The organism is Brucella cytisi (assembly GCF_038433355.1).
In the GTDB taxonomy this organism is placed as follows: Bacteria; Pseudomonadota; Alphaproteobacteria; order Rhizobiales; family Rhizobiaceae; genus Brucella; species Brucella cytisi.
Genome location: NZ_JBCAUP010000044.1, coordinates 1 through 25,734, shown reverse-complemented (window position 1 = coordinate 25,734; position 25,734 = coordinate 1). Strand labels below are relative to the sequence as shown.

Here is a 25,734-nt window from a genome sequence, read left to right as displayed (position 1 = left end):
GCCATGAAAATGACGACGGAAGAAGCATTTGTTAAGGTTTTGCAGATGCATGGGATAGAACATGCATTCGGGATCATCGGCTCCGCGATGATGCCGGTATCGGATTTGTTTCCGAAGGCGGGCATTACCTTCTGGGATTGCGCCCATGAGACGAATGCGGCGCTGATCTGCGACGGTTATACCCGCGTGACGGGCAAGATGGGTATGGCGATTGCTCAGAACGGGCCCGGCGTAACCGGCTTCGTGACTGCCATCAAGACTGCTTACTGGAACCACACGCCGATGCTGCTTGTCTCTCCACAGGCTGCCAACAAGACCATCGGTCAGGGCGGTTTTCAGGAAGTTGACCAGATGTCGCTGTTCGAAGAGATGGTCTGCTATCAGGAAGAAGTGCGCGATGCGACCCGCATTCCCGAAGTGCTGAACCGCGTGATCGAGAAGGCATGGCGCGGCTGTGCACCGGCACAGATCAACGTTCCCCGTGACTTCTGGACTCAGGTCATCGACGTCGACCTGCCACAGATCGTCCGGCTGGAACGCCCGAGCGGCGGACGCGATGCCATTGCCGAGGCTGCAAAGCTTCTCACCAATGCGAAATTCCCGGTCATCCTTAACGGGGCCGGTGTCGTTATCGGCGGTGCGATCCCTGAATCCATCGCGCTTGCCGAAAGGCTCGATGCGCCGGTCTGCTGCGGCTATCAGCATAATGATGCCTTTCCCGGTACCCATCCACTGTCCGCCGGTCCACTCGGCTACAATGGCTCCAAGGCCGCGATGGAGCTGATCTCCAGGGCCGATGTGGTCCTGGCGCTCGGTACCCGTCTCAATCCGTTCTCGACCCTGCCCGGCTATGGCATCGATTATTGGCCGAAGGATGCAAAGATCATTCAGGTCGACATCAATCCTGATCGTATCGGCCTCACCAAGAAGATATCGGTCGGCATTTGCGGCGATGCCAGGCAGGTTGCGCAGCAGATTCTCGACCAGATGGGAGCCAATGCGGGCAATGCCGGTCGCGACGAGCGCAAGCAGCTCATCCATCAGCGCAAATCCGCCTGGTTGCAGCAGCTTTCCTCGATGGATCATGAGGATGACGATCCGGGCACGCATTGGAATGCCGGTGCGCGCGAGCGCGAGAAGGACCGCATGTCGCCGCGGCAGGCATGGCGTGCCATACAGGCTGGAATGCCGAAGAACGCCATCATGTCCACCGACATCGGCAATAACTGCGCCATCGGGAACGCCTATCCAAGCTTCGAACACGGACGCAAATATCTGGCACCGGGCATGTTCGGCCCCTGCGGTTATGGCTTCCCGTCCATCGTCGGCGCCAAGATCGGCCAGCCTGACACGCCAGTGGTCGGCTTTGCAGGCGACGGCGCGTTCGGCATATCCATGAACGAGATGACCTCCATCGGTCGCAAGGGCTGGCCTGCGATCACCATGGTCATCTTCCGCAACTATCAGTGGGGTGCCGAAAAGCGCAACACGACACTGTGGTACGACAACAACTTCGTCGGCACCGAGCTCAATCCGAACCTGAGCTACGCCAAGGTGGCGGATGGCTGCGGCCTGAAAGGCGTGACCGTCGATAGCCAGCAGGCGCTGACCGAAGCCTTGCAGACGGCAATCGACGAGCAGGCCAAGGGGGTGACCACCTTCATCGAAGTCGTGCTCAATCAGGAACTGGGCGAACCATTCCGCCGTGATGCGATGAAGAAGCCCGTTGTCGTGGCCGGCATCGACAAGGCCGACATGTGCCAGCAAATGCCCGTCTGAACCAGTCCGTCAGTGATCAGGCCGGGAGCGCAACTCCCGGCCTTTTGAAGAGATTGCGCCATGCTGCCGTTGGAAAAGATTTTTGAGAAAGCCCGTTCGAGGCCACGTCACATCGTGCTGGCCGAGGGCGAAGATCCGCGTATCATCGATGCGGCGCTGCGTGCCGAACGTGAAGCCATTGCCCGCATTACGCTTCTGGGCTCCGAAAGCGTCATCAGCAGGCAGATTGACGGCTCAAAGATCGCGATCATAAATCCAGTAGTATCGGACAAAAGCGCGGATTATGCGCAAAAACTCTATCGGCTGCGTCAGGCCAAAGGCATGACGGAAGAGCAGGCTGAGGCAATCGTGAAGACGCCACTCGGCTTCGCCGCCATGATGGTACGCGAAGGCGATTCGGACGGGACGGTGGCTGGCGCAGTTGCAACGACTGCCGATGTGGTGCGTCATGCCCTGCAGATCATTGGTAAGGCCGAAGGCGCATCACTCGTCTCAAGCTTCTTCCTGATGCTGCTGTGCCAGTCTCATCATCAGAAGAAAGGCGCTTTCGTCTTTGCCGATTGCGGCCTCGTGGTGGAACCGGATTCCGCGCAACTTGCCGATATCGCCATACAGTCGGCCGATTCATATCGCCAGCTCACGGAAAAAGATGCGGCCGTTGCCATGTTGTCCTTCTCCACCGGCGGCAGTGCTGCGCATGAGCGCGTATCAAAGGTCGTTCAGGCAACCCGGACGGTGCGGGAGCGCAAGCCTGCTCTGTGCATCGATGGAGAATTACAGTTCGACACGGCATTCGTCGAGGCAATCAGCCATGCCAAATCGCCGGATTCACCGCTCAAGGGCAATGCCAACGTCTTTGTGTTCCCCAATCTCGAAGCCGCCAATATCGGCTACAAGATCGCCCAGCGTATTGGTGGGGCGCAGGCCATAGGCCCTGTGCTTCAGGGCCTCGCCAAACCCGCTAATGACCTCTCACGCGGGTGCAGCGCTGACGATGTCCTCCACATGATCGCTATAACCGTCAATCAGGCAAAGTGAAGGACATCGCGCCGCCAGGGAGGTTTCGGTCTGGGGGCTCTGTTGCAAAAAATCTGTTGATGGCGATCTCACGCCAGGGGAGTCCGATGAAGTTGCACCTGTCGGGGCTGGGTATAGCCGACTGGTGAGCTCAATCCGTCGCCAAAAGTGTTCATCTGCCGTGAAACCCAAAATAAACTCGACAGGACGCTTTGATGAAACCTCACATGTCTTTCTGACTGAAGTCTAATGCATCGGATCGATGCGAATACCGTTGGAGCTCTCAAATAGATGCATCCGCCGAGGTGCTATTTCGACTCCGACATGATCACCCGCCCGGATCGGGGTTTCACCATCAACAATCGCCATAAGTCTTGATCCCCCAACGTCGAGAACGACATGCGTCTGGGCACCCGTCGGTTCGACCAGCCGGACTTTAGCGGGAACTCCACCGTTTGGACTAATCTCCAGATGTTCTGGACGCAGCCCCAATACAACTTTTTGTCCCGCCTGAATATTGTTACCCTCCAAGGATAATGAAGCACCATCTGCTACATGAGCTATCATTCCTGTAGCAGTATGACCGATGATTGCATCGAGAAAATTCATGGAAGGTGAACCGATGAAACCAGCCACGAAAACATTGGCCGGGCGCGTATAGAGTTCCATCGGCGTTCCCTGTTGCTCGATTTTCCCCTTGTTCAGGACCACAACCCGATCAGCCAGCGTCATCGCTTCGATCTGGTCATGAGTCACATAGATCGAGGTAGTTCGTACTTTCTGATGCAGTTCCTTGATCTCCGCCCGCATCAACACACGCAGTTTCGCGTCCAGATTCGAAAGCGGCTCATCGAATAAAAAAACTGAAGGCTTTCGAACGATCGCCCGCCCCATAGCAACGCGTTGGCGCTGCCCTCCGGATAACTGGTGTGGTTTGCGCTTCAAAAGCGCAGTCAGATCAAGCATCCTGGCGGCTTCGTTGACCCTGTCCTCGATTTCTGCTTTCGGTCGCCTGGCGAGCTGAAGGTTGAACGCTATGTTGTCATAAACCGACATATGTGGATAGAGCGCATAGTTCTGAAAGACCATCGCCACATCCCGTTCGCTGGGGTTCGAGCGGTTTACGTTCTTGTTGTCGATCAGCAGCTCACCTGAGGTGATCTGTTCCAGACCGGCGATCATTCTGAGCAGCGTTGACTTGCCACATCCAGAAGGTCCGACCAGCGCTACGAATTCTTCATCCGCGATCGTCAGGTCAACATTCGGGATGATTTCCACATTACCATAACATTTGCGGATTGAATGAAGTTCGACCGAAGCCATCTGTTCAGCCCTTCTGTTGACTTTGACGTCCGGCCACCAGTACTGCCAGATCGGGACGATCAGTGGTCAGCTGACCGATCGGCCTTGCCATCCAGTACTCCAGTTCGGTTTCAGTATTCGGAACCCAGCAACCCAACCTGTCAGTTCCCACTTCCGATACGCACTGCTCAAGCACGTTCTCCAGCAGGCTTTTCTCAAATGCCAGTATGTCGGCGGTGTCGTTGCCGCGCCTGAGAACCTTGTCGAAGCCCCCAAAAAACTCGGCAGAACGGCGATCAATCGACATAAGCAGCTTCTGGTCGGGAAACTTTAGACGGATGTCTTCCAGAACTTCAGGTACGAAACAAGTGAGGAATACGCGGTCAACCATGCCGCGCTCTTTGGCGAGTGTGATGATTTTCTCCGGCAATCCGGGATAGGGCTCACCACGCTCGTCGATTTTGATTTCAAGCTCAAGCTCCAGCCGGGTTGGTGCATATATATCGAGTACAGCTTCAAGGGTCGGGATGGTCTGACCTCGACTGTCGTTTAGAATGACTTGCCCCAGTGCCTGTGCAGTGTGGGCTTGAACAGGCCCCCGACCGTTCGTCGTCCGATCGAGCAACGGATCGTGTATCACAACAGGAACCCCATCGGAACTGAGATGAACGTCCAGTTCCACCGCATCGACGTCGAAGCTCAGCAGATTGTGGAAGCCGGCAAGGCTGTTTTCTGCCCACAAATTCCGTCCGCCACGATGACCAATGATCTTCACCATTCATAATTCTCCGGTTGTGTTTATTTTCCGCTGTCGACCAGGCCTTTTACGAACCAGCGCTGCATAACGACGATTACCAGTACCGGTGGAAGCATGGTCCAGAGGGATGCATTCATAAGAAGGTGCCATGTCGGTAATCCGTCGGACTGCGGCATGACCTGTTTCAGGCCAACTACCGCCGTCGCCATGCTCGGATCTGTCGTCATGAGTAGTGGCCACAGATACTGGTTCCAGCCCATGAGAAACAGAATGATCGACAGTGCCACGATATTTGACCGGGACAACGGTAACAATATTCGAAGGAAGAACTGAATAGGGCTGGCACCATCAATTCGGGCCGCCTCGCATAGATCGTCGGGAATTGTCAGGAAGAATTGCCGAAACAGGAACGTAGCGGTTGCCGATGCGATTATTGGAAGGATCAGGCCCGGATAGCTGTTCACCATGTTCCAGTTCAGCTCAACAGCTATACCGAGCCAGCCAAAAAGAACGTTTAACGGCAGTGCCATATTGGCTGCAGATTCATAGGTTGGCACGATACGGACCTCGATGGGAAGCATCATTGAAACAAATATCAGCCAGAAAGCGGTCATGCGGAAAGGGAACCGAAAGTAAGTAACGGCGAATGCAGCGAGCAGGGACAAAACCAGTTTTCCGGCAGTAATTCCGAGCGCTACGATAAGGGTATTCACCAGAAGCTGACCGAAATTGATCGTGTTCAAAACCTCGCGCGAATTGACGAAGAACTGATCACCGGGAAGCCAGCTCAATGGAACCTTGAGCACATCCTGCTGGCTCAAAGAGCTCGTGACCAGAACAAAGTAGAGTGGAAGGCAAACCAGGATGATCCCGATTATCAGAACCGCATGGCAAACCGCATCAAGAATGGGAGTGCGCTCGTTCATCATTTACACCGCATAGTTGACGCGCCGTTCGACCAGTCGAAACTGGGCAAACGTAAGGGCGAGAGCCAGGATCATGAGAATGACAGACTGGGCAGCTGACGACCCCATATCCAGATTGACGAAGCCATCCTGGTAAACTTTGTATACAAGGATCGATGTTGCACCGGCAGGGCCACCGCGTGTCGTCGCGTCGATGATCGCAAAGGTGTCGAACAGGCCATAGACAAAATTGATGATGACCAGAAAAAACAGCGTTGGCGCAATCATTGGCAACGAAATACGCTGGAACCGTCGTAGTGGGCCAGCGCCGTCGATCGCTGCGGATTCGAGGATGGACCGCGGTACGGCCAATAATGCTGCAACGAGAAAGATGTAATTGTAGCAGATATGCTTCCAGGAAGCCGCCAGCACAATCAGGATCATCGCGTCCATCGAATTTCTGGTCGGGTCCCAGCCTATCCCGAGCATGTGCATAATCTGGGAGATTGGACCGACACGCGTATTGAAGAGAAATGCCAGCATAATACCGGCGACAGCGGGAGCGATCGCATAAGGAAGCAATAGTATTGCGCGATATGTTCCGCGTGCGCGGACGATATGGTTTGTAGCGAAAGCAAAAAGTAGCGCAACCGACAGGGTAATGGCGTTTTGCGAAAGCGTGAACCAGAGGGTCAGCTTGGCCGAGGCCCAGTAGGGTGCGCTTGCGAAAAGTGCGGTAAAATTAGAAAAGCCAACCCACTGAACAGACCCGCCGAAGGGATCATTCAGCTGAAATGCCTGAATGAGCGCGCGGAAAGAGGGGATAAAGAAAAAGAACAGCAGGACAAGCAACTGGGGTAAAAGAAGCAGAACCGGCGTTCGCCATTCCCTGAAATGCGCGCGCTTCAACCCGCTTTCCTTTCGCTCTGCAAGCGCAGAAGCGAAGCGGAAAGCACGTCGATCTGGAGAACTCATTGCATCACTTTCCTGCGTTCAGCTTTTCGAAACGACGGAGCACTTCATTGCCACGCAAAACGGCAGCATCCAAAGCATCCTGTGTCGTCTTTTGACCTAACGCTGCTGCCATGATTTCTTCCATGATCATGACATTTGCCTGGTTGGAATTGCCGAAGCGGAAACCCATCGAATTTTCGGAATTTGGTTTTCGCATGAGTTGTTCGATCGCAATCGCACGGGTGGGATGCTGCTCGAAATAACCTTCCTTCTTCAGGGCCTCATAAGCAGTCGTTGTGACAGGAACGTAGCCAGTATTCTTGCTCCACCAGACCTGGGTTTCGGGTTTGGCCAAAAAATCAAAAAAAGCTGCCGTGCCTTTATATTCATCGTCGGTATGACCTTTCATAGCCCATAACGCGCCGCCGCCAATAACACTGTTATGCGGCGTACGGTCCTTTTCATGAGGTAGAAAGGTGGCATTCCATGGGAATTTCGCCGAAGCCTCGACTGCCGCATGGGAAGCTGTCGAGGCAATTATTGTCGAACAGGTTCCGGACGTGAATAACTGGACAGGCTGAACTCCCTGTCCCGCAATCTCCATGACACCGCTTGAGATCAGATCGTGCATGCGCTCGACCTGAGTTACAAGGGATTTGTTGAACACGAACTGCGTGTCCAAACCGTCAATACCGTTCCGCTTCGTTCCATACGGGAAGTCATTCACGGCAGAATAATTTTCGAGGAAGCTCCACTCGTAGTCTCCGGGCAGAGACATCGCGCACTGAGAGATCCCCTTGTCGTGAATCGTGTGCAGCTGCTGCGTGAACTCTTGCCAGTTGTCAGCGGGCTTATCGAAGCCGGCAGCCTTGAAGTGCTCCTGATTATACCACAGTATTGGTGTCGATGAATTGAAGGGTAATGCCTGTAGCTTTCCCTTGTCGGTGTAATAAGCCGCAACCGGCGCGATCACCGTGCTCCAGTCAATTGTATAGCCCTCTTTGCTCATCAGGTCCGCGACTGGAATGATTGCGCTGGAGTTCAGCATAGTGAGAAAGGCGCGTTCATTCGTCTGGACAATGGCTGGCGCGCGCTTGGCGCGATAGGCCGCGATCATCGCATTGATGAGCTCTTCGTAGCTTCCTTTGTTTACCGGGACAACGGAATACTGATCCTGTGAATCATTGAACTGCTTTGCCAGTTCGTCGACGCGATCATTAAGCACGCCCCCCATGGCATGCCAGAACTCGATCTTGGTTTCCGCATGGGCGACCGCGCTGGCTAATATGGCGCAGCCTGCCAGCAGGGATGCTTTTAAAAGACGCTTCATCGCTTCCTCCCAATATCGATCAACTGCTTTTTAGGTGAGCATACGCTCTCGATAACGTTTGTCCAGCCCGTTTTCAGGGTGTTAAGCTTGCGATGGCATTATCGGCCAGCAATCCGGAAAAATGACGTCATAATCGAATTCATCCCGCAATGCAGGTTACGTTGGTAGTTGCGTATCCAACCGGTCAAGGATTATCATAAGCTCAGAAATAAATCATTTTCTCACGGATATTCTATGGCCCCTACACTTCAGCAAGACTACTCCGGCGCTTTCGACCTTGTGATTTTCGACTGTGACGGAGTACTGATCGACAGTGAAGTTATCGGCTGCGGTGCAGTCGCAGAACTATTGAGCCGATATGGTGTACCCACAGAGCTTGAATATGCGTTGCGCACCTTTCTGGGGCGTCCCGCGTCGGCGGTAACGGACGAGTTCTCACGACGATCGGGAAAAGCGCTACCGCCTGATTTCGTCACCAACTGGCGAAAATGTCTGTTTGACCGGTTCGATCAGGAGCTGGTCGCGATTGAGGGTATGTCCGAGGCCGTCAGGTCGATCCCTCTTCCGCGCTGCATCGCTTCTTCAAGCGATGTAGAGCGTCTGGACATCTCATTGAAAAAAACCGGCCTGTTGTCGCTGTTCGAAGGTAACATTTTCAGTGCGACGATGGTGAAGCGAGGCAAACCAGCGCCAGATCTGTTTCTGTTTGCCGCTGAAAAAATGGGTGCCGCGCCTTCTCGATGCATCGTTGTCGAAGACAGTCCTAGCGGTGTACAAGCTGCCAAGGCTGCTGGCATGGCCGCTATAGGCTTTACCGGTGGAAGCCATTATGCAGTTCTCGATAATGGCACAGCATTGCGCGACGCAGGCGCCGATCATATTCTGTCAGACGCGGCGCTACTTCCTTCCCTGTTGAAAGATATCTCTTCCGATGCTCGATAACGACAAGCCAAAACTGGATGACGCCGCAAGGGCAGGGTGGCTATACTACATTGCGGGCAAGACGCAGGATGAAATCGCGCAGATGCTCGGTGTATCCCGTCCGACTGCCCAGCGGTTTGTTTCACAGTGTCGTTCAGAAGGGCTCATTACATTCCGCATGAACCATCCAATCGCGGAGTGCATGGAACTGGCCAGCAAACTTACCGAGAAGTTTGGACTGGTATACTGCGATATCGTCCCATCTGAAGGAAACTGGCCCGAAGCCTCGAGCGCAGTTGCCGAAGCCGCCGCCGTTTTGATCGAACGCCAGTTGCGGGCACGCACCGCTGTTGTGATGGCCGTGGGAACCGGTCGTACCATGCGGGCGACAGTTCAGCGCGTCTCACCGATAAACGGATCAATGCACCGGCTGGTGTCACTCGTAGGGCATATCGGCATAGACGGATCGGCAAGCCCTTTCGACGCGCTGATCAAGCTCTCTGAAACCGTGAATGCCCAGCATTTTCCGCTGCTCCTGCCCCTTTATCTCTCGTCCCGCGAGGAACGAGATGCGCTTTTATCGATAGAACCTGTTCGGCGGGTTCATGAACTCGCTGCAACTGCCGATATCTGGCTGACCGGTATTAGTGATCTGGCTGCAGATTCGCCTCTCTCCCAGGAAGGATTTCTCAGTAGGGACGAGTTGTTTGAACTGAACAGGCTCGGCGCTGTCGGTGAAATTGCAGGCTGGGCGTTCGATGCCCAGGGCAAATTAATACAAGGGGCGACAAATCTGAGAATCACAAGTGTTGCACCCCAGATCGGTGTGATGCGGCCACGTATTTGCGTCGCGTCCGGTAAGCGCAAGACATCGCCTCTGAAAGCCGCAATGAGTGGTGGCATCATCAACGGGCTGATCACGGATGAAGATACCGCGAGACAGTTATTGGGATAAAATATCGTCCTGATCGGGTCCCGCTCCCGAAAATGGGCTCGACGTCGCTTCAATTCGAGCCGCTTTCGTACCTCTCGAAAACCGACTGGATCTGCCGGTCCGATTCATCGGATGGGGTCCTGATCTGGTGCTCGACTATCAGTTCACCGATAATCGCCAGAAAGCGTTTGAGTGTCGGTGATGTGTCCCCGGCGCGATAAGTTGCATATAGGGGAATTTCCGGCGGCGATGGGTGAATTGGCCTAAACACCACTTCCGGCTGCGCCAACTGCCGCATGCTGGCGGGTAAAAGAGCGAGGCCGATGTTGGCTCCCACGAGGCTCAGAAGGGACTGCACCTCAACGACCTGTTGACGGATTCTGGGAGTGAACCCGGCTTTGACACAACATTGATAAAGGAAATCTGCAAACCTTGACTGGTTCAGTCCGAACATGACGAGGGGCTGGTCCTTCAGTTCCATCAGGGAAACACTGGTCTGACTGGCCAGAGGATGCGATCTGGGCATCGCAATCATAAGCGCTTCCTGCATGATGATTTCCCGATGCAGGCCTTCCTGATGAGGTGGCATGCGGAAAAGACAAACATCTATGCGACGCTCGAGCAAGCCCTGAATCTGAAGTGCCGGTGTCAGTTCATGGAGCTGCCAGTCGACATCCGGAAACCGACTGGTAAAGATATCGAGTGCCCTGGGTATGATGCCGACAAGTGACGAACTGATTACACCGATGTCGAGCCGGCCAATCGATCCGGCAGCCGTCATCCTGGTTGTGGCTATCGCCTTTTCAAGCTGCTGGAAGATAAGAGGTGCCTGTTCCTTCAACGCCAGGCCAGCAGCAGTCAGTTCAACATTGTGATGGCTTCGCTTGAAGAGCGCGACTTCAAGGCGGTCCTCCAGTTGTCTGATCTGCTGACTGAGAGGCGGTTGAGACATGTTGAGACGCACTGCAGCCCGACCGAAATGAAGCTCGTCCGCGACAATGAGGAAGTAGCGCAACGTTCGCAGGTCGAACTGCTTCAGGTGATTGAAGTCCATATGAAATACCTCTCATCCATCGATGCAAACGATATTGTACGATTCACCAGCGATGAGGCGATAGTATCGTATACGGCAAAACACTGTTGTCGACTTTTTAAGGCATCATGCTCCGCAAGCTATCATAGGGAGAAGTACAACAGTGTTGTCCTTCAGGCTGAAATATGCCGGATCACCAGCGAACTCCGGGACAGGCATGGCACATGACGGACTTCATGGCGTTGACCGGATACTGGCAACCGTAGCAGTCATGTTGAATGTAGCCGTTGCCAATCTCGATATCGCAATCGCCAATACTGCTTTGCCGCAGATAGCTCGCAGCCTGCAGCTTTCCGCAGGTCAGGCCATATGGATAACCGCTTCGTATCAACTGGCAATGGTCTTCGCCCTGCTGCCTGCTATCGTATGCGCGGAAAGAATCGGCGCGCGAAAGATCGCGATAGCAGGTATTGTCCTGTTCAGCCTTGCTTCATTGTTATGCGGGTTCTCATCCTCCCTGTTCCCGCTTGTCACTGGCAGAGTGCTCCAGGGAATTGGCGGGGCCTGCATCGCGGGAACAGGAATAGCGCTGACACGGTCCATATTTCCCGAAAAGCTGCTCGGTATGGGAATGGGCATCAATGCGTTCGTCGTCGGCTTGTCGCTTTCAGCTGGTCCGACCGTGACTTCGCTTATTCTTGGTGTGGGATCCTGGCCATGGCTGTTTCTAATCAATATACCCGTCGGCGCTATTGGTATCGTGTTGGGTCTCTATGCGATGCCGCCCTCCATTCCCGTGGCAAGGCGCACAGTCAAACCGATCATACTTGCTCTGGGGGCGGCGATGACGACAGCATGTTGCTTAAGCCTGCATTTTTCTGCCCACGGTGAAGCAGCGTACAGCGCGATCTTTGCAGTGGCAGCAATTCTCGTTCTGTTGTCCCTTGCAAACCAGCCCAGGTCAGTATTGATCACCGCATTGCCGATCGACCTCTTCGCCAGACCCGTATTCGCCCTGTCAGCGTTAACGGCTGTCCTGTCCTTTCTGGCCATGGCTTCTGCTTTTGTTTCATTGCCGTTTCTTTTCCAGTGGCGCTTCGGATTTACTCAGTTCGAAGCCGGGTTCCTGTTGTCCGTCTGGCCGGTGTTTGCGACCCTGATATCGCTGCTGGCGGGCCCCGTTTCAGATCGCGTGTCGCCCGCAATTCTTTGTAGTACCGGGCTTATGGCAATAGCGACCGGGTTATGTTTGTTGAGCTTTCTCCCGTCTGACAGCACAATTGAAGAGATTTGTGCCGGGCTTGCGTTGTGCGGAACTGGCTTTGGGCTTTTTCAGGCGCCAAACATGAAGGCATTTTTGTTGTCCTCACCTGCGGACAGAAGCAGCAGCGCCGGTGGCATATCCACGCTTGTGGGCATTGTCGGGCAATCGCTCGGGGCGGCGCTGGTGGCGGCGATGTTCAACCTGTATGGCGAACCTGGATCGATTTCTGCATTACATGCCGGTGCTCTGGCAGCTTTGCTCGCCAGTATTGTCAGTCTCTTTCGCAACTGTATCAGTCAGGAGAAGCCGGTATGACGCTCCCCGATATCTGGTCAATCCAGTACACCTCGTGCGGCGCGGCTCAACTCTTCACTGAACATGTCCGCTGCCAGTCCCCGGCTTCGCTTTTCGCGTTGTATAAGAGAGAGGATGTTCTTCGCGAATATGCCGCCGCGTATCGGCAGATAGGTGAGAGCCCCGTTCCGTTGTTCCTCAGCAATGTCGAATTTACTGAGAAACGCAATGCCATCACCTGCTGCTGCAAGACATTTCATCGCTTCGATCGAATTGGTCAGAAATGTTGCTTCGGCAGTGAAACCGGCTTCTGCAAAAGCATCGGCTACGATGCCGTGAATAAGCATCGAACGGTCGGCGAAAATCAGCGGATAGGACTCGCAAAAGGCAAGCGTAACTGATTCCAGTCCCGCCAGAGGATGATTTGGCGAAACAACGGCACCCAGACGGGTTTCTGTTCGCCATAATGTTTCTACTTGCGGCAAGGCTGGCAGATTGAAGGCAAAGCCCAGATCCGCATCGCCGTCCAGAACGGCCTGGAAGATATCGCGCGCAAACATTACCCTGACTGTGATTTTAAGACGGGGATGACGCGCGCCGAAGCTCGCCGCGACCTTCGAAACGATCCCACTGGCAAGCCCATTCATTGTGGCGATAATGACTTCGCCGCCCTGTAAAGTCTTGAGATCACGTATATCCGCCTTAACCTGGCTGTATTCACTCAGTGTCCGGCGAACATGAGCAACCAGAATCTCTCCGGCGGGGGTCAGGCGCAGACCACGTGGCAGGCGTTCGAACAGCGGTTCACCCACCATCTCTTCCAGATGCAGAATATGTTTGTTTATTGCAGAAGCGGCCACATTCAGTCGCTCGCTGGCCCCGCGGATCGAACCGATCCTGGCAACCTCATCGATATAGCGCAGAACGCGGGAATGCAGCATCTGGTCCTCCGAGCGTTCTCGAAAAGTGCACGCAGTGGTGAATAAATACTGCTTTTCGGAAACGGTGCAATAGCCTTTTATGCCATTGAAGCGATGTCGGCAGGGAATGGACGCAAATACGACACGTCGCCTGGATCAGCGAACCAAATCTGGAGAAAGCCGTGAACAAACTGGTTGAACAAACGCATTACAACAAGGTGCGTGCAATTTTCGAAATCCTTGAAGGGAGGGGCGAAGCAGATCTCCTCCTGAAGAACCTCAACATTCTCGATGTTCATGGCGAGACGATCTATCAGGGTTCGATTCTCGTTTACGACAAACGCATCATTGCGCTCAACCCCGACGAAACCATCGTCAAGGTGAAGAAGGTTTTCGATGGCAAGGGACTTTACGCTATTCCTGGTCTCATTGATGCGCATATTCATTTCGAGTCACAGCTCGCCCATCCGACCGCACTGGCCGCCGCTATGGTCCCATGTGGTACCACGACAATCTACGCCGAGTGCCTCGATCTTCTCAGTGCGGCGGGAGAAGAGGGTATCGAGGCGGCCGAAAACCTGTTCCGCGATCATAAACAACTACCTTACCGCCTTTATGCTTTCGCACCAGGCAAGAAGGTATCGGCGGCCGTGACCTACAGAGTGCTCGAGATGGATCCGGTGATCGGCCTCGGTGAATTTGAACATTTTACCTATAGTTCCGGCAATGATGATGATTTCCGCAAGGCTTCGTGGGTACGTGCCAAGGGAGGATTCATGAATGGTCACTGGGGCGTAACTGCGCTTTCTGACATGATGCTCAACTATCTTCCGGCAATCGGAGTTTCCAACAATCACGATGTATGGAATGAAAAGGATATTGAGAAAAGCATCCGGTACGGTTTTCCGACACACATAAAATTTGGTGTCGGCAGTGCCGAAGTGATCAAAATCCTTCTGCGTTCCATCGTTGACCGGAAATGGCCGACCGATAATTTCATGCTATGCACGGACAATATTTCTGTAGAACGTCTCCAGACCATGGGGCATATGGACTGGATCATATCGCTTTGCGTGGAAATGGGTATCAATCCTATCCATGCCATCAAGATGGCGACCTACAACACAGCGCGCTCATTTCATATGGAAGACCGGATCGGTTCACTTGCTCCTGGTCGCTATGCCGATATCGTGCTTACCGACAGTCTTTCCAGGATAAATCCCCTTTACGTCTTCAAGGACGGGGAACTGATCGCCAAAGACCGTAAGCTTTTGAAAAAAGTCGAAATAGACTATTCGGCCATGTGCAAGAACGCTGTGCCTGGATTGGCCGACCTGACAAATGATCAGCTGGACATTGTTCCGCTCGAGGTTTCAGAAGATGGTACCCGGGCCAAAGTCTATCTGTTTGATGTCTATGGTCGTGGCCATGCAAAGTTCCATCAGGAGGTCTGGGTGCCGTTCAAGGACGGTAAAGTCGTGCCACAAATTGACGGTGCGACGTACAGCCGTCTTTCAATCGTCCAGCGTTATGCTGAAGGTAAACGCCATGTCGTAAATGGCCTCTTCAAGGGCGTTTCGATCGATCGGGGCGCAGTTGCCACATTCTGGCCAGCACCGAAGCCGTACTTTGTCGTCGTCGGCCAGGACAGTGCAGAAATGAGCCATTGCCTGAAGCGCGTCGACAGCTATGCAGGTGCCTGCGTAGTAACGGAGGACGAAACTGACAAAGCAATTCTACCGCTCGAAATCTATGGGGTCATGGCCAACATGTCGGTGGAAGAACTAACGGCAAGTGCAAAAGACATCGACAATGCACTGGAAGAGCTGGGCAATCGCAATGAGGGAGAGCCAGTCGTCAACAAGCTCCTCAGCCTTTTCATTTCGTTGCACCGGTTCCGCTTCCTTGAATAGACAATAGAGAAAATCCGTCAGGGCAGCGATTGGAGGCGTTGTCCGTGGAGGTAAATCACGCCATTCCGGGAGGAAGAAAATGGCCCGCAAGACAGATGATCTGTTGGTACTTGACACCGGTAACCTTGCCCGGCGCTGGGTAACCTATATCGTTGGTATCTATATACTGACGTTCGGCGTCAGCCTAGCGATCAGAGCCGGTATCGGGATATCGCCGTTAAGCAGCCTGACCCGAACCATGACACTGGTTTATCCGCCTCTCAGTCAGGGCACCTATAACTTCATTACCGAGCTTGTCATGCTTGCGGCGACCTATTTCGTTTTGCCAAAAGATTTCGGTCTGAAGAGCTTCGCATCGCTGCTGCCGGCGCTTGCGCTTGCAGTGTTTCTGGACTTCAATCTCGTTATCACAGAATTCGTTAAACTGGACCTGTACTATGCGAAGCTGGCGCTTCTGGTGTTCGCGGATGCGGCTCTGGCATTCGGTCTGTTTCTGATGATCCGAGCCAATCTCGTCCTCATGCCGATGGATATGTTCGTCAATACCTTATGCAAGCGCACCGGCTGGAAATGGGGGAACATCAAGACCTTCTACGATTGCGCCCTTTTGGTATTGTCTGCAGCGATCGGACTTGCATTCCTTGCAGATATTCCCTTTATCCGGGAGGGAACAATCATCAACGCACTCCTGGTAGGACAGTACATCAGGCTTTATTTCTTCCTCTACAAACGCTTTTTTGCGAACAAACAGGGTCAAGAACCGCGGGTTCAGACACTCGGTCACGCGGTCGAGTGAGTACAGCGTCTCACAACCGGAGGAGCCACCCTCCGGTTGTCGTGGTTTGTCTGCTTCACCATGCTCCGAAAATGAAAAATCACAAAAACACACCTTGATTTTATCGCCGGTTTGCCTCTAAGAGGCGCGTGTCAGGCGTGGGATGAAGATCCGAGAGATCTTCAAGGGATGCTGACCAGTAAATCCTTGCCCCTTTAACAAGGCCCAGCGTCTTCCCATTTTCGAGGTTCTCGTGTTCAATATCATCCTTATCTTTGCTGTTCTCAGCGCAACCATGCTGTTCGACTGGAGCAGGCCGTACTCAAAATGATCTCTACCGGAGATCCGGTTTTATAAAAGCAACAAGCCGACCCTCGGGGTCGGCTTTTTTGTTGAGTGTTCCGGGCTGGCGGCTGGATGCGGGCAGCCGGCGGGTTTCCATCTCGACCATATCGAAATCGTCTCACCATGCACTGAAAGCGATATTGTACGTCTTGAGGACAATGCGCTGATAGTGGGCAGTGACGAAAATCACTGCTGTCGAAAATAAGCCTGCCGTCGCCTTCGAGCGGTTGTTGCATCAAAGGGGGACGCAGTTGGTTTTCTCGAGGATCGGTCCTTCACGACCGGGAAAAGGAGACCAATCAATGATCATCGATACCAGTTGCTATCCGACCAATCTGGTCGATCTGGCCTGGCAGCATGATGGCGATCCGTTCAGCGGCGAGCGCCTGATTCAAATGATGGACGGCCCTTATACGATCAACGGCAAACCACGCCGCATCGACAAGGCGTTCATCCAGCCGCCGCAGGGCAATACCATCTATACGTGGACGGATGGGGACCTAGACGGACGTCAGTCTATTGACGCCTATATGGCCTATACGCTTGAAATGGTCCAAAAATATCCGGACCGATTCATTGGTTGCTTCGTCTATAATCCGCGTTGCGGCGTGCAGAACGGGGTCGAGGCCATCGAGCGTTATGTGAAGGAACATGGTTTCCGCATGGTCCAGCTACAAGCCAATATGCATGCATATCGGCCTGACCGCGCCAAGGACTGGCTGCGCCCTGCGCTCGACAAATGCCGCGAACTCGGCGTGCTCGTCAAGCTGCATACCGGCGATGGCCCGTACAGCATTCCGACGGAGTGGATTCCGCTTATAAAGGAATATCCGGATATCAATTTCATCATGGCGCATTTCGGTGTGCAGACGGGAGGCGTCTACTGTTTCGAGCCTTTCCAATGGGCAATGGAATATCCGAACGTGTTTTGTGAAAGCAGCTGGTGTCTGCAGTCGCGTATCGTCGAATTTGCCAAGGATTTGCCGACGCACAAGATCCTTTACGGTTCAGACACTCCGCCCAACGAACCAGGCATGTGGCTGAACCTTCTGGAGGTGCTCTGCCACAAACCGCCGCAAGGGATGAATCTCGACGAGGACACGCTCGAGGATTACCTCGGCAACAATCTCGCCCGCATGTTGGGTATGGAGCCAACGCCTCCGCCCGCCACCTATCAGGATGCAGTCGCAGAACTTGAACGTCATGGCATCGAAAACAAGCACTACCTGGCGACCATTGCCTAGTTCAGCGGAGAATCCAAATGATCATCGATACCCATCTGCATCCAACCAATCTGGTCGATGAGGCCTGGCGCCATACCGGTGAACCGTTTAACGGCGAACGTATGCTGAAGCTCATGGACGGGCCCTATATGATCAACGGCAAGCCACGCCGGATCGATATGGGCTTCATCCAGCCGCCGCCCGGCAATACAGGCTACCGCGACGGCAACCGTCGCGGACGCGACGGCATTCGAGACTACATGTCCTATGTCGCCGAGCTCTGCCAGAAGTATCCGGACCGCTTCATCGGCAACTTCAATTACAATCCACGGTGGGGCCCGGAAAACGGAGCAGCGGAACTGGAATTCCACGTCAAGGAATATGGCTTCAAGATGCTGAAGCTGCATTCCAACATGCATGGCTATCGCCCGGACCGCGCACTCGAATGGTTGCGGCCCGCCATGAAGAAATGTGCGGAGCTGGGCGTCGTCGTGCTCATCCATACAGGTGATGGCCCTTATTCGATCCCGACGCAGTTTTACCCCATTATCCGCGAGTTTCCGATGGTCAACTTCATCATCGGTCATTTCGGTATCCAGACAGGGGGCAACTACTCGTTCGAGGCGTTCTGGATGGCTATGGACACGCCGAATGTCTATTGCGAATCCGGCTGGTGCTTCCAGTCGCGCATCGTGGAGTTTGCAAAGCAGTTGCCGCCAAACAAGATTGTGTTCGGTACGGATTCGCCGCCGAACAATCCGGGCATGTGGTTGCGCGAGCTGGAGGTTCTGTGTTCGCCAGAGCCGCAGGGCATGAACCTGAGCGAAGATATTCTTGAAGACTATCTGGGCAATAATATTGCCCGTCTCGTCGGAATTGAACCCACCAAGCCTCCCAAGGACCTGGCGGAAGCTGAGAAGCGCCTCAAGGCGACATATGTCTGACTTCCTGTGCGGGGTGCACGTGTGCACCCCGCACATTTCAGAAAATGACACTGGGAGGAGTCATGAACGAGCTGCTATCAATCACCAATGTGGGAAACCAGGATTTTCAGGGTTTCGCGAATGTCTATCGGAAACTTTATCCCGACGACGTCGTTCACATCCGCGAGCCGCTGCCGGATGGGCGGGATGTAACTGCAATGGTGGCCGCCCTCGCTGAAACGGGAAGGGCGCCGATGCTGTTTTGCGACCAGGTTCCGGGCAGCGAGGTGCCGCTGGTCACGAATGTGTTTGCATCACGCGAACGGATCGCTCGAATCTTCGGAACCAGCGTTTCAAAACTTCATGAAGAGTATCAGAAACGAGCCAACACCCCAATCGACCCCGAATATGTCGCCGATGGTCTGGTTATGGAACGGGTTGATGAAAGCAAGGACGTCGATCTCGACAAACTTCCGATGATCCAGCATTTTGCAAGTGATCGCGGTCCCTATATCACAAATGCAATCATCGTGGCGAGCGATCCCGAAACCGGCATAGCCAATCTCAGTTATCACAGATCAATGCGTCACTCGCAGTCAGCTCTGGCAACCAGCCTGCATTCGCGAGGCCATTTATGGCGCATGTATCAGACAGCACGCGAAACAGGTCGACCGTTACCGGTAGCAATGGTGGTTGGGGCGCACCCCCTTTTCATGCTGGCTGCATCGGCTCGATTGCCATTTGGCGCTGATGAGCGTGCCGTAGCGGGCGGGCTTATGCGGGAGCCTCTGCGTCTGGTCAGAACACCACGCTATGCTATCGGGGTTCCGGCGGCTGCCGAATACGTTCTGGAAGGGCACCTTGATCCCCATGCGCATGTCGAGGAAGGCCCGTTCGGCGAGTTTTCCGGATATTCCTCGGATCGTTCGACCAATACGCTTTTCCATGTAACGGCAATCATGCGCCGCAAGGCACCGTGGCTGGTCGACGTCGTGGGTGGTGCGACCGATGAACATCTCAATCTTGCTCGCTTGCCGCGGGAAGCCGAGATGTTTGAAAAGCTGAAGGCACGCTTCCCCTCGGTGACACGGCTGCATTACCCCACGTCCGGCACACATTTCCACTGCTATGTCGCTTTGAAACAAAGCCGGCCAGGCGAAGCGCGTCAGATCATGCTCGGTCTGCTTGGCTGGGATCCGTATCTGAAAACAGTCATAGCCGTCGATGACGATGTCGACGTCGCGCAGGACAGCCAGGTTCTATGGGCATTGGCAACGCATTTTCAGCCACATCGTGACCTCTTCACGATCGGTGGTCTGCCGGGCAGCCCTCTCGACCCATCATCGAGTTCCGATGGAACGACGTCGCGGCTGGCGCTCGATGCAACACGCGGACCGGATTTTCATGGTATTCGCGCAACAATCGGTGATGACGCAATGAGCCGTGCGCGGGATCTGCTGGGTCGTCTGGCGGGAACGCGACCGACGGGGGCGGCGTCATGAATGCCATCTCCCCGCGTTATGACGGTTATCAACCACGTATGGTTGTTGGTATCAGCGGTGCGTCCGGCTTTACCTACGGGTTTCGCCTTCTTGAAATCCTGCAACAGCTCCAGATCGAGACGCACGTAGTTGTAAGCCGGTCGGCGCTCCTCACCATGACGCATGAGACAGACTATAAACTCGCTGACATCCGGAATCTGGCGAACTGTCTCTATAAATCCGACGACATGGCCGCCAGTATTTCGAGCGGTTCCTTCAGGACAATGGGCATGGTTGTGGCACCTTGCTCGATGAAAACCCTTGCGGAAATTGCCCACGGATTATCAGGAAGCCTGATCAGCCGTGCAGCAGATGTCACGCTGAAGGAACGACGCAGACTTGTGCTCCTGGCCCGGGAGACACCGCTGACGCAGACCCATATAGCAAACATGCTCACCGTTACACAGATGGGTGCGATCGTGACGCCTCCAGTTCCAGCCTTTTACGCCAAACCTGCGACCATCGCGGAGATGGTCGATCATACAGTGGGCAGAGTTCTCGATCTTTTCGATCTTGAAACGGACGGCGTGCGGCGTTGGATCAAGATGCCCTGACACCAGTAATCCAAGGGAGATGAACAATGTTGAAGACAGTCAAGGACAAGATTCCGGTCACCGTGCTTACCGGTTTTCTCGGCTCCGGCAAGACGACACTGCTGAATTATATACTGAAGGAAAATCACGGCATGAAGATCGCTGTGATCGAAAATGAGTTTGGGGAGGTCGGTATAGACGGCGATCTGGTCGTCGGTAGCACTGAAGAGATTTTCGAGATGACAAATGGCTGCGTCTGCTGCGTGGCCGAGGCACGCGACGACCTGCTTCGGGTCATCCGCCAGCTTCTGGCAAGACCGGAGCGTCTCGATCACATCATTATTGAGACAAGTGGTCTGGCCGATCCCTATCCGGTTGCGCAAACCTTCTTTCTCGACGATCCGATCCGCAATGAAACCAATCTGGACGGCGTTATCACACTGGTTGACGTCAAACATATCCGCCAGCATCTGGACGATATCCATCTCGACGGTATCGATAATCAGGCGGTTGACCAGATCGTCTGTGCGGACCGCATCGTACTCAACAAGGTGGACCTGGCTCAGGATGCCGACATTGCCGATGTGACCAGGCGTATCCGCCAGCTCAATGAAACGGCAGATATCGTGCTGTCGAGCTATGCGCAGATCGATCTGAGCAAAATCCTGGGGCTGGCGGCATTTGACCGCAATCGTAAGATGGCTGCAGAAATCGATTTCGACTGGCACGTCCACAATCATCACCACGATGATCACGATCACGATCACGACCATGCATGGCTTGGCGATGCCAGTCACACACACGACGTTTCCGTCACATCGGTGGGTATAGAACTCCCGGGGAATATGGACCCCCAAAAAATGTCGCGCTGGGTAACGGAACTCAAGCGACAGAACAATGAGAATCTGTTTCGGATGAAAGGTATCTTCTCCATGCAGGACGATGACTATTGTTACGTCTTGCACGGGGTTCACAACGAGATCGAATTCCGCCCCAATCATCCGTGGGCTGGAGATGAACGTTCAAACAAGATGATCTTCATTGGACGCAATCTGGACCGTGCCTCTCTGCAGGCCCGCATAGAGGCATGCCGGGCGTAGACGCCCGTGCGAGCCGGCTTTGGGACCGGGAGTGCATCCGCCGTATCTCTTCGTGCCGGATGAATTCCAAAGCCGGATCGTTCGAATTTGCAAACAGGCGTCACCACAAGACGTCATGAAAGGAACGGCCGCAAGTCGTTGGAGAATGAGCAAACAAGGGGAACAACGATGACAACTGCAATACATCCAGTCGATGAAATACTACCTGCAAAGAAAACTCTTACCCTGGCACTGCAACATGTTGCAGTGTCATATGTGGGATCGGTCGCAGTGCCGCTGATCATTGCCAATGCACTTGGTTTTAGCGCCGAGGAAACGATCCTCCTGATCAGTGCCACCTTTTTTTGTTCAGGCATTGCGACGCTGCTGCAAACCATCGGATTCTGGCGTTTCGGCGTCCGTCTTCCGATCATGAATGGTGTAGCATTCTCCAGCGTTTCGGCCATCATCGCGATCGGTTCCATGCCAGGCGTGGGTATAGCCGGTATCTGCGGTGCCGTGATTGCAGGCGGCATCTTCATCATGCTGATCGCACCGATTACCGGGCATCTGCGCCGCTTCTTTCCGCCCGTCGTCACGGGCTGCATAGTCACCGCCATCGGCGTGCAACTTCTGCCGGAAGCCTATCAATGGGCAGGTGGCGGACGTGGCCAGGCCGATTTTGGCGATCCCGCTTTTCTGGGCGTGGCGCTACTGGTGCTGATCGTTATCCTTGCGTTCAACAGGTTTGGATCGCCGCTTCTGAAAAATCTCGCTGTACTTTTCGGTATGGGCGCGGGAGCTCTGGTCGCCTTTCTTCTGGGGATGGGCAATCTCAACCCGGTCGCAACCGCTCCCTGGATGACCGTGCCGACGCCGTTCCATTTCGGACTGCCGACTTTCGCCGTCCTGCCGTTCATGACGATCGTGATTGTGATGATCGTCCAGACAGTGGAATCCATGGGCCTGTTTATTTCGATCGGAGAGATTGTCGACAAGGATGTAACGCCTGAGCAGGTTGCTGATGGGGTGCGTGCCAATGGCCTTGCCAGTGCAGTTGCCGGCGTCTTCGCGGGCTTTCCCTTCATCGCGCATATGGAGAATGTCGGGCTCGTCATTCTGAGCGGTGTGCGCAGCCGCTGGGTTGTGGCCCTCTGCGGTTTGATGCTGTGCGTTATCGCCTTCTTTCCCAAGTTCGGCGCAGTCCTTGCAGCGGTGCCTGCACCGGCACTCGGCGGAGCAGCGGTAGCGATGTTCGGTATCGTTGCTGCGGCTGGTATCCAGTCTCTGTCCAAGGTCGATTACGCGAATAATCAGTACAATATCCTGATCGTCGCTTTGACGCTGGCCATAGCATTCATCCCAATCATGTCACCCAATCTGTTCCAGCAACTGCCGGACTGGACGCAATCTATCCTGCATTCAAGCGTCGTGGTGGCTTGCGTGGTTTCCGTTACGCTCAATCTCGTTCTCAACGGCTTGGGCGACAGCAATCAGGTTCATGAAAGCCATCATGACGGTCATCTGGCCGAGGCAAAGTCCCAGACCAACGGTGGCTGAGTATAACCATCTGCGGAGCCGGGCGGAGAGCCCGGCCTGCACACCAAAGGTTGGCAACCGCCCGCTATAGCGGCTGTGGAATACAGGCTTGCGGGGCGGACCCGTTTTACCCATTCAGCTCCACTCAGATAGTGAGGTTTCACGATGGACAATCTGTTCCAGCAATCCACCGCGCCGTGCCGCCGCCTTGTCCGGGGAGGCCTGGTCGCTGCAGGCGCCCGCGATGTCCGACAGGCCGATATGTTGATCTCCGAAAAAGGTGTCATCCTGGATATTGCATCCGACATCGAGCTTGAAGGCGACATGCAGCTTATCGATGCGGCAGGCTGCATCGTTTCGCCGGGCCTGGTGGACATGCACCAGCACCTCGACAAGACGGGCGTGTTGCGTTTTGCGCCCAACCCGTCAGGCACATTGCAAGGCGCGCGCGACGCTTTCGCGAAATATGCACGGCAGGCCCCGCCGGACGATATTTTCAAGCGGGCATCCAAAACAATCGAGCGCTGTCTCAGCCGAGGCACTACCGCAATTCGAAGCCACGTGAATGTCGATAAAGATGCCGGTTTCAATGGCATTGAGGCACTGGCGAAATTGCGCTCGGATTGGGCGGACCGGGTTAAATTGCAACTTGTGGCCTTCATGATACCGCATCCCGGACAGGATCTTGACTGGCTGGAGGCCAACATCGATCGGGCCGTAGCACAGGCTGATGCCGTTGGTGGCACCCCGGCTGTCGCGGAAGACCCGGATCGTTATCTCGATATCCTCTTTGCCGCTGCCGCGCGGCATGGGCGACCGGTCGACCTGCACCTTGATGAACATCTCAACCCGCATCGTCCGCTTTTCAACGCTGTTTTCGAGCGGGTCCGTCGCTATGGTCTGGAGGCGCGTACCGTGCTCAGCCATGCTTCGGTTCTCAGTGCGATGGACCGACCGGATTTCGAGGCGATCCTGGAGCAGATCATCGCGTTGAAACTTGGCGTTGTCACGCTACCGGCGGCTAATCTTTATCTGCAGGGGCGCGATTGCGAGAAGTTGCCGCCGCGCGGTCTGACCCGGGTGGCCGAAATCGTACGGTCCGGCGTACCCATCGCAACCGCGTCCGATAATATTGAGGATCCCTTCGTTCCAACAGGATCAGGCGATATGCTGGAAATCGCGCGCTGGACCCTGCTGGCCGGCCATCTGAAGGGCGACGAACTTGCCACCGCCTACGCGATGATTACTGCATTCCCTGCAAAACTGATGGGGCTTAAGGATTATGGCTTGCATCGGGGCGCTCGCGCTGATTTTCTGCTTGCCAAAGCTGAAAGCATCGACGGCTTCGTGGCCGGTGGAACACCGCATTTGCGTGTTTTCTCCAATGGAATGCTTGTATCGGAGACGCGGATCGCCACAGTGACCACGGCGAAGACGCAATCCCTCATGCGCGAACCGGCCTGAGACGTCGCAGGCCCGGACAAAAGCGGAGTGGGATAGGATGACCGGGAGATTGGTCACGCGACTGACAGCATTCGGTATGGTTATCCTGCGCGAGGCGATCAGCGTCTACTGGACGCTGGTCAAGATCATGTTGCCGGTGATGGTGCTGACGCAGCTGGCAATCGAGATGGGCCTGATCAAAGCCATTTCTCCTGCCTTCGCTCCCGTCATGCAGTTCGTGGGGCTGCCGCCTGAAGCCGGTTTTGTTTGGGCTATGAACCTGCTGGTGGGCGTGTGGAGCGGGGCAGTGGTGATGTTCGCCGTCTTGCCGGTCGACACACTCACCACAGCTCAGGTGACGATCCTCGGTTCGCTTTTCCTCTTCGCTCATGCTCTTCCCATCGAACAGCGTATCGTACAAAAGGCTGGTCCGCGCCTGATCGTGTCGACCCTGATCCGGCTTGGCGGCGGCCTTGTTTTCGCATGGGGGATCAACCTGATTTCCAGCCGTACCGGCTGGCTGGCAGAACCGGCTGCACCGGGCTGGGTGCCGGGCCATTACGATTCAAGCTGGAGCAGCTTCGTCGCCGATACGGCTTCCACGCTGGTCTGGATATTTATCGTCCTGCTCGGTCTGGTGGCTGTGCTGAGAACAATGGACGCGCTCGATGTGACGCGCTTCCTCAACCTGCTTCTTTCACCCTTGTTGCGCTTGCTCGGCATATCGAAAAATGCCGCTCCATTGACCGTGGTCGGGCTGGTGCTGGGACTGTCCTATGGTGGAGGTCTCATCATCCGTGAAGCACAGCGCGGACACATTCAGCCTCGGGACGTCTTTCTCGCGTCGAGTTCATGGGGCTGTGCCACAGCCTGATCGAAGATACGCTGATCGTGGTGGCTCTTGGCGCGGATATCTATGTCGTCCTGTTCGGTCGATTGATTTTCTCCATTGTTCTGGTCGCGATATTCGCCAGACTTCTGCGCGGAACGGGCGACGCCTTCTTCTTCCG

Annotated in this window: 22 protein-coding genes; 15 read left to right on the top strand and 7 right to left on the bottom strand. The window is 54.7% G+C overall.

Annotation, left to right across the window (positions count from 1 at the left end; genetic code table 11):
* Positions 1-3 precede the first annotated feature (3 nt).
* Entirely contained in the window at positions 4-1,779 is a 1,776-nt protein-coding gene (gene xsc, locus AAE521_RS25825; protein ID WP_342060206.1) for a sulfoacetaldehyde acetyltransferase, read from the top strand.
* Between the two features lie 60 nt (positions 1,780-1,839).
* Positions 1,840-2,817 (top strand): phosphate acetyltransferase, encoded by a 978-nt coding sequence (pta, locus tag AAE521_RS25820; protein WP_342061276.1) that lies wholly within the window; start codon positions 1,840-1,842, stop codon positions 2,815-2,817.
* Positions 2,818-3,042: 225 nt separating this feature from the next.
* Here pta and AAE521_RS25815 read toward each other — a convergent pair whose 3' ends face one another.
* From AAE521_RS25815 to AAE521_RS25795, 5 genes are read right to left on the bottom strand one after another with little or no spacing between them, the layout of a single operon-like run.
* Entirely contained in the window at positions 3,043-4,119 is a 1,077-nt protein-coding gene (locus tag AAE521_RS25815) for an ABC transporter ATP-binding protein (RefSeq protein ID WP_342062920.1), read from the bottom strand.
* 4 nt (positions 4,120-4,123) lie between these two features.
* Complete coding sequence (locus tag AAE521_RS25810) at positions 4,124-4,876, bottom strand: glycerophosphodiester phosphodiesterase family protein (RefSeq protein ID WP_071634400.1); 753 nt, start codon at positions 4,874-4,876, stop codon at positions 4,124-4,126.
* A 20-nt stretch (positions 4,877-4,896) separates the two neighbouring features.
* Positions 4,897-5,781 carry a sn-glycerol-3-phosphate ABC transporter permease UgpE gene (gene ugpE, locus AAE521_RS25805; protein ID WP_342062921.1) on the bottom strand — a complete coding sequence of 295 codons (885 nt, stop codon included), beginning with the start codon at positions 5,779-5,781 and terminating at the stop codon, positions 4,897-4,899.
* 3 nt (positions 5,782-5,784) lie between these two features.
* A complete protein-coding gene (locus tag AAE521_RS25800) occupies positions 5,785-6,735 on the bottom strand; it encodes an ABC transporter permease subunit (protein WP_071634402.1) in 951 nt (316 codons plus the stop codon).
* A gap of 4 nt (positions 6,736-6,739) precedes the next feature.
* The gene (locus tag AAE521_RS25795) at positions 6,740-8,044 is read right to left on the bottom strand and encodes an extracellular solute-binding protein (protein WP_342062919.1); all 1,305 of its coding nucleotides are present in this window, start codon (positions 8,042-8,044) and stop codon (positions 6,740-6,742) included.
* A gap of 234 nt (positions 8,045-8,278) precedes the next feature.
* Between AAE521_RS25795 and AAE521_RS25790 the strand changes: the two genes are divergently transcribed.
* Both AAE521_RS25790 and AAE521_RS25785 read left to right on the top strand, forming a co-directional pair.
* Positions 8,279-8,986: an HAD family hydrolase gene (locus AAE521_RS25790; RefSeq protein WP_342062918.1), complete on the top strand. Its 708-nt coding sequence runs from the start codon at positions 8,279-8,281 to the stop codon at positions 8,984-8,986.
* A complete protein-coding gene (locus AAE521_RS25785; RefSeq protein WP_342062917.1) occupies positions 8,976-9,920 on the top strand; it encodes a sugar-binding transcriptional regulator in 945 nt (314 codons plus the stop codon). Before AAE521_RS25790 ends, AAE521_RS25785 begins: the two co-directional genes overlap by 11 nt.
* A 49-nt stretch (positions 9,921-9,969) precedes the next feature.
* On the opposite strand, the gene AAE521_RS25780 is transcribed toward AAE521_RS25785, so the two are convergent.
* Positions 9,970-10,953: a LysR substrate-binding domain-containing protein gene (locus AAE521_RS25780; protein ID WP_342062916.1), complete on the bottom strand. Its 984-nt coding sequence runs from the start codon at positions 10,951-10,953 to the stop codon at positions 9,970-9,972.
* Positions 10,954-11,149: 196 nt separating this feature from the next.
* On the opposite strand from AAE521_RS25780, the gene AAE521_RS25775 reads away from it, so the two are divergent.
* Positions 11,150-12,511, top strand: a complete 1,362-nt coding sequence (locus AAE521_RS25775; RefSeq protein ID WP_342062915.1) for an MFS transporter — start codon at positions 11,150-11,152, stop codon at positions 12,509-12,511.
* Positions 12,512-12,528: 17 nt separating this feature from the next.
* Here AAE521_RS25775 and AAE521_RS25770 read toward each other — a convergent pair whose 3' ends face one another.
* Positions 12,529-13,431: a LysR family transcriptional regulator gene (locus tag AAE521_RS25770; RefSeq protein WP_071634414.1), complete on the bottom strand. Its 903-nt coding sequence runs from the start codon at positions 13,429-13,431 to the stop codon at positions 12,529-12,531.
* Between the two features lie 161 nt (positions 13,432-13,592).
* Between AAE521_RS25770 and AAE521_RS25765 the strand changes: the two genes are divergently transcribed.
* From AAE521_RS25765 to AAE521_RS25720, 10 genes are all read left to right on the top strand, one after another.
* Entirely contained in the window at positions 13,593-15,323 is a 1,731-nt protein-coding gene (locus AAE521_RS25765; RefSeq protein ID WP_342062914.1) for an amidohydrolase family protein, read from the top strand.
* 79 nt (positions 15,324-15,402) lie between these two features.
* The gene (locus AAE521_RS25760) at positions 15,403-16,119 is read left to right on the top strand and encodes a YczE/YyaS/YitT family protein (RefSeq protein ID WP_342062913.1); all 717 of its coding nucleotides are present in this window, start codon (positions 15,403-15,405) and stop codon (positions 16,117-16,119) included.
* 626 nt (positions 16,120-16,745) lie between these two features.
* Entirely contained in the window at positions 16,746-17,687 is a 942-nt protein-coding gene (locus tag AAE521_RS25755) for an amidohydrolase family protein (protein WP_342062912.1), read from the top strand.
* Between the two features lie 17 nt (positions 17,688-17,704).
* Positions 17,705-18,610 (top strand): amidohydrolase family protein, encoded by a 906-nt coding sequence (locus AAE521_RS25750; RefSeq protein ID WP_071634420.1) that lies wholly within the window; start codon positions 17,705-17,707, stop codon positions 18,608-18,610.
* Between the two features lie 62 nt (positions 18,611-18,672).
* On the top strand, positions 18,673-20,091 hold the full coding sequence (locus tag AAE521_RS25745) for a UbiD family decarboxylase (RefSeq protein WP_342062911.1): 1,419 nt from the start codon (positions 18,673-18,675) through the stop codon (positions 20,089-20,091).
* Positions 20,088-20,684: a UbiX family flavin prenyltransferase gene (locus AAE521_RS25740; RefSeq protein WP_071634422.1), complete on the top strand. Its 597-nt coding sequence runs from the start codon at positions 20,088-20,090 to the stop codon at positions 20,682-20,684. Before AAE521_RS25745 ends, AAE521_RS25740 begins: the two co-directional genes overlap by 4 nt.
* 26 nt (positions 20,685-20,710) lie before the next feature.
* Entirely contained in the window at positions 20,711-21,763 is a 1,053-nt protein-coding gene (locus tag AAE521_RS25735) for a CobW family GTP-binding protein (protein ID WP_071634423.1), read from the top strand.
* Between the two features lie 168 nt (positions 21,764-21,931).
* Positions 21,932-23,302 (top strand): nucleobase:cation symporter-2 family protein, encoded by a 1,371-nt coding sequence (locus AAE521_RS25730; protein ID WP_071634424.1) that lies wholly within the window; start codon positions 21,932-21,934, stop codon positions 23,300-23,302.
* A 240-nt stretch (positions 23,303-23,542) separates the two neighbouring features.
* Entirely contained in the window at positions 23,543-24,745 is a 1,203-nt protein-coding gene (locus tag AAE521_RS25725) for an amidohydrolase family protein (RefSeq protein WP_235817751.1), read from the top strand.
* Between the two features lie 37 nt (positions 24,746-24,782).
* A complete protein-coding gene (locus tag AAE521_RS25720) occupies positions 24,783-25,598 on the top strand; it encodes a nucleoside recognition protein (protein WP_342062910.1) in 816 nt (271 codons plus the stop codon).
* Positions 25,599-25,734: the final 136 nt, after the last annotated feature.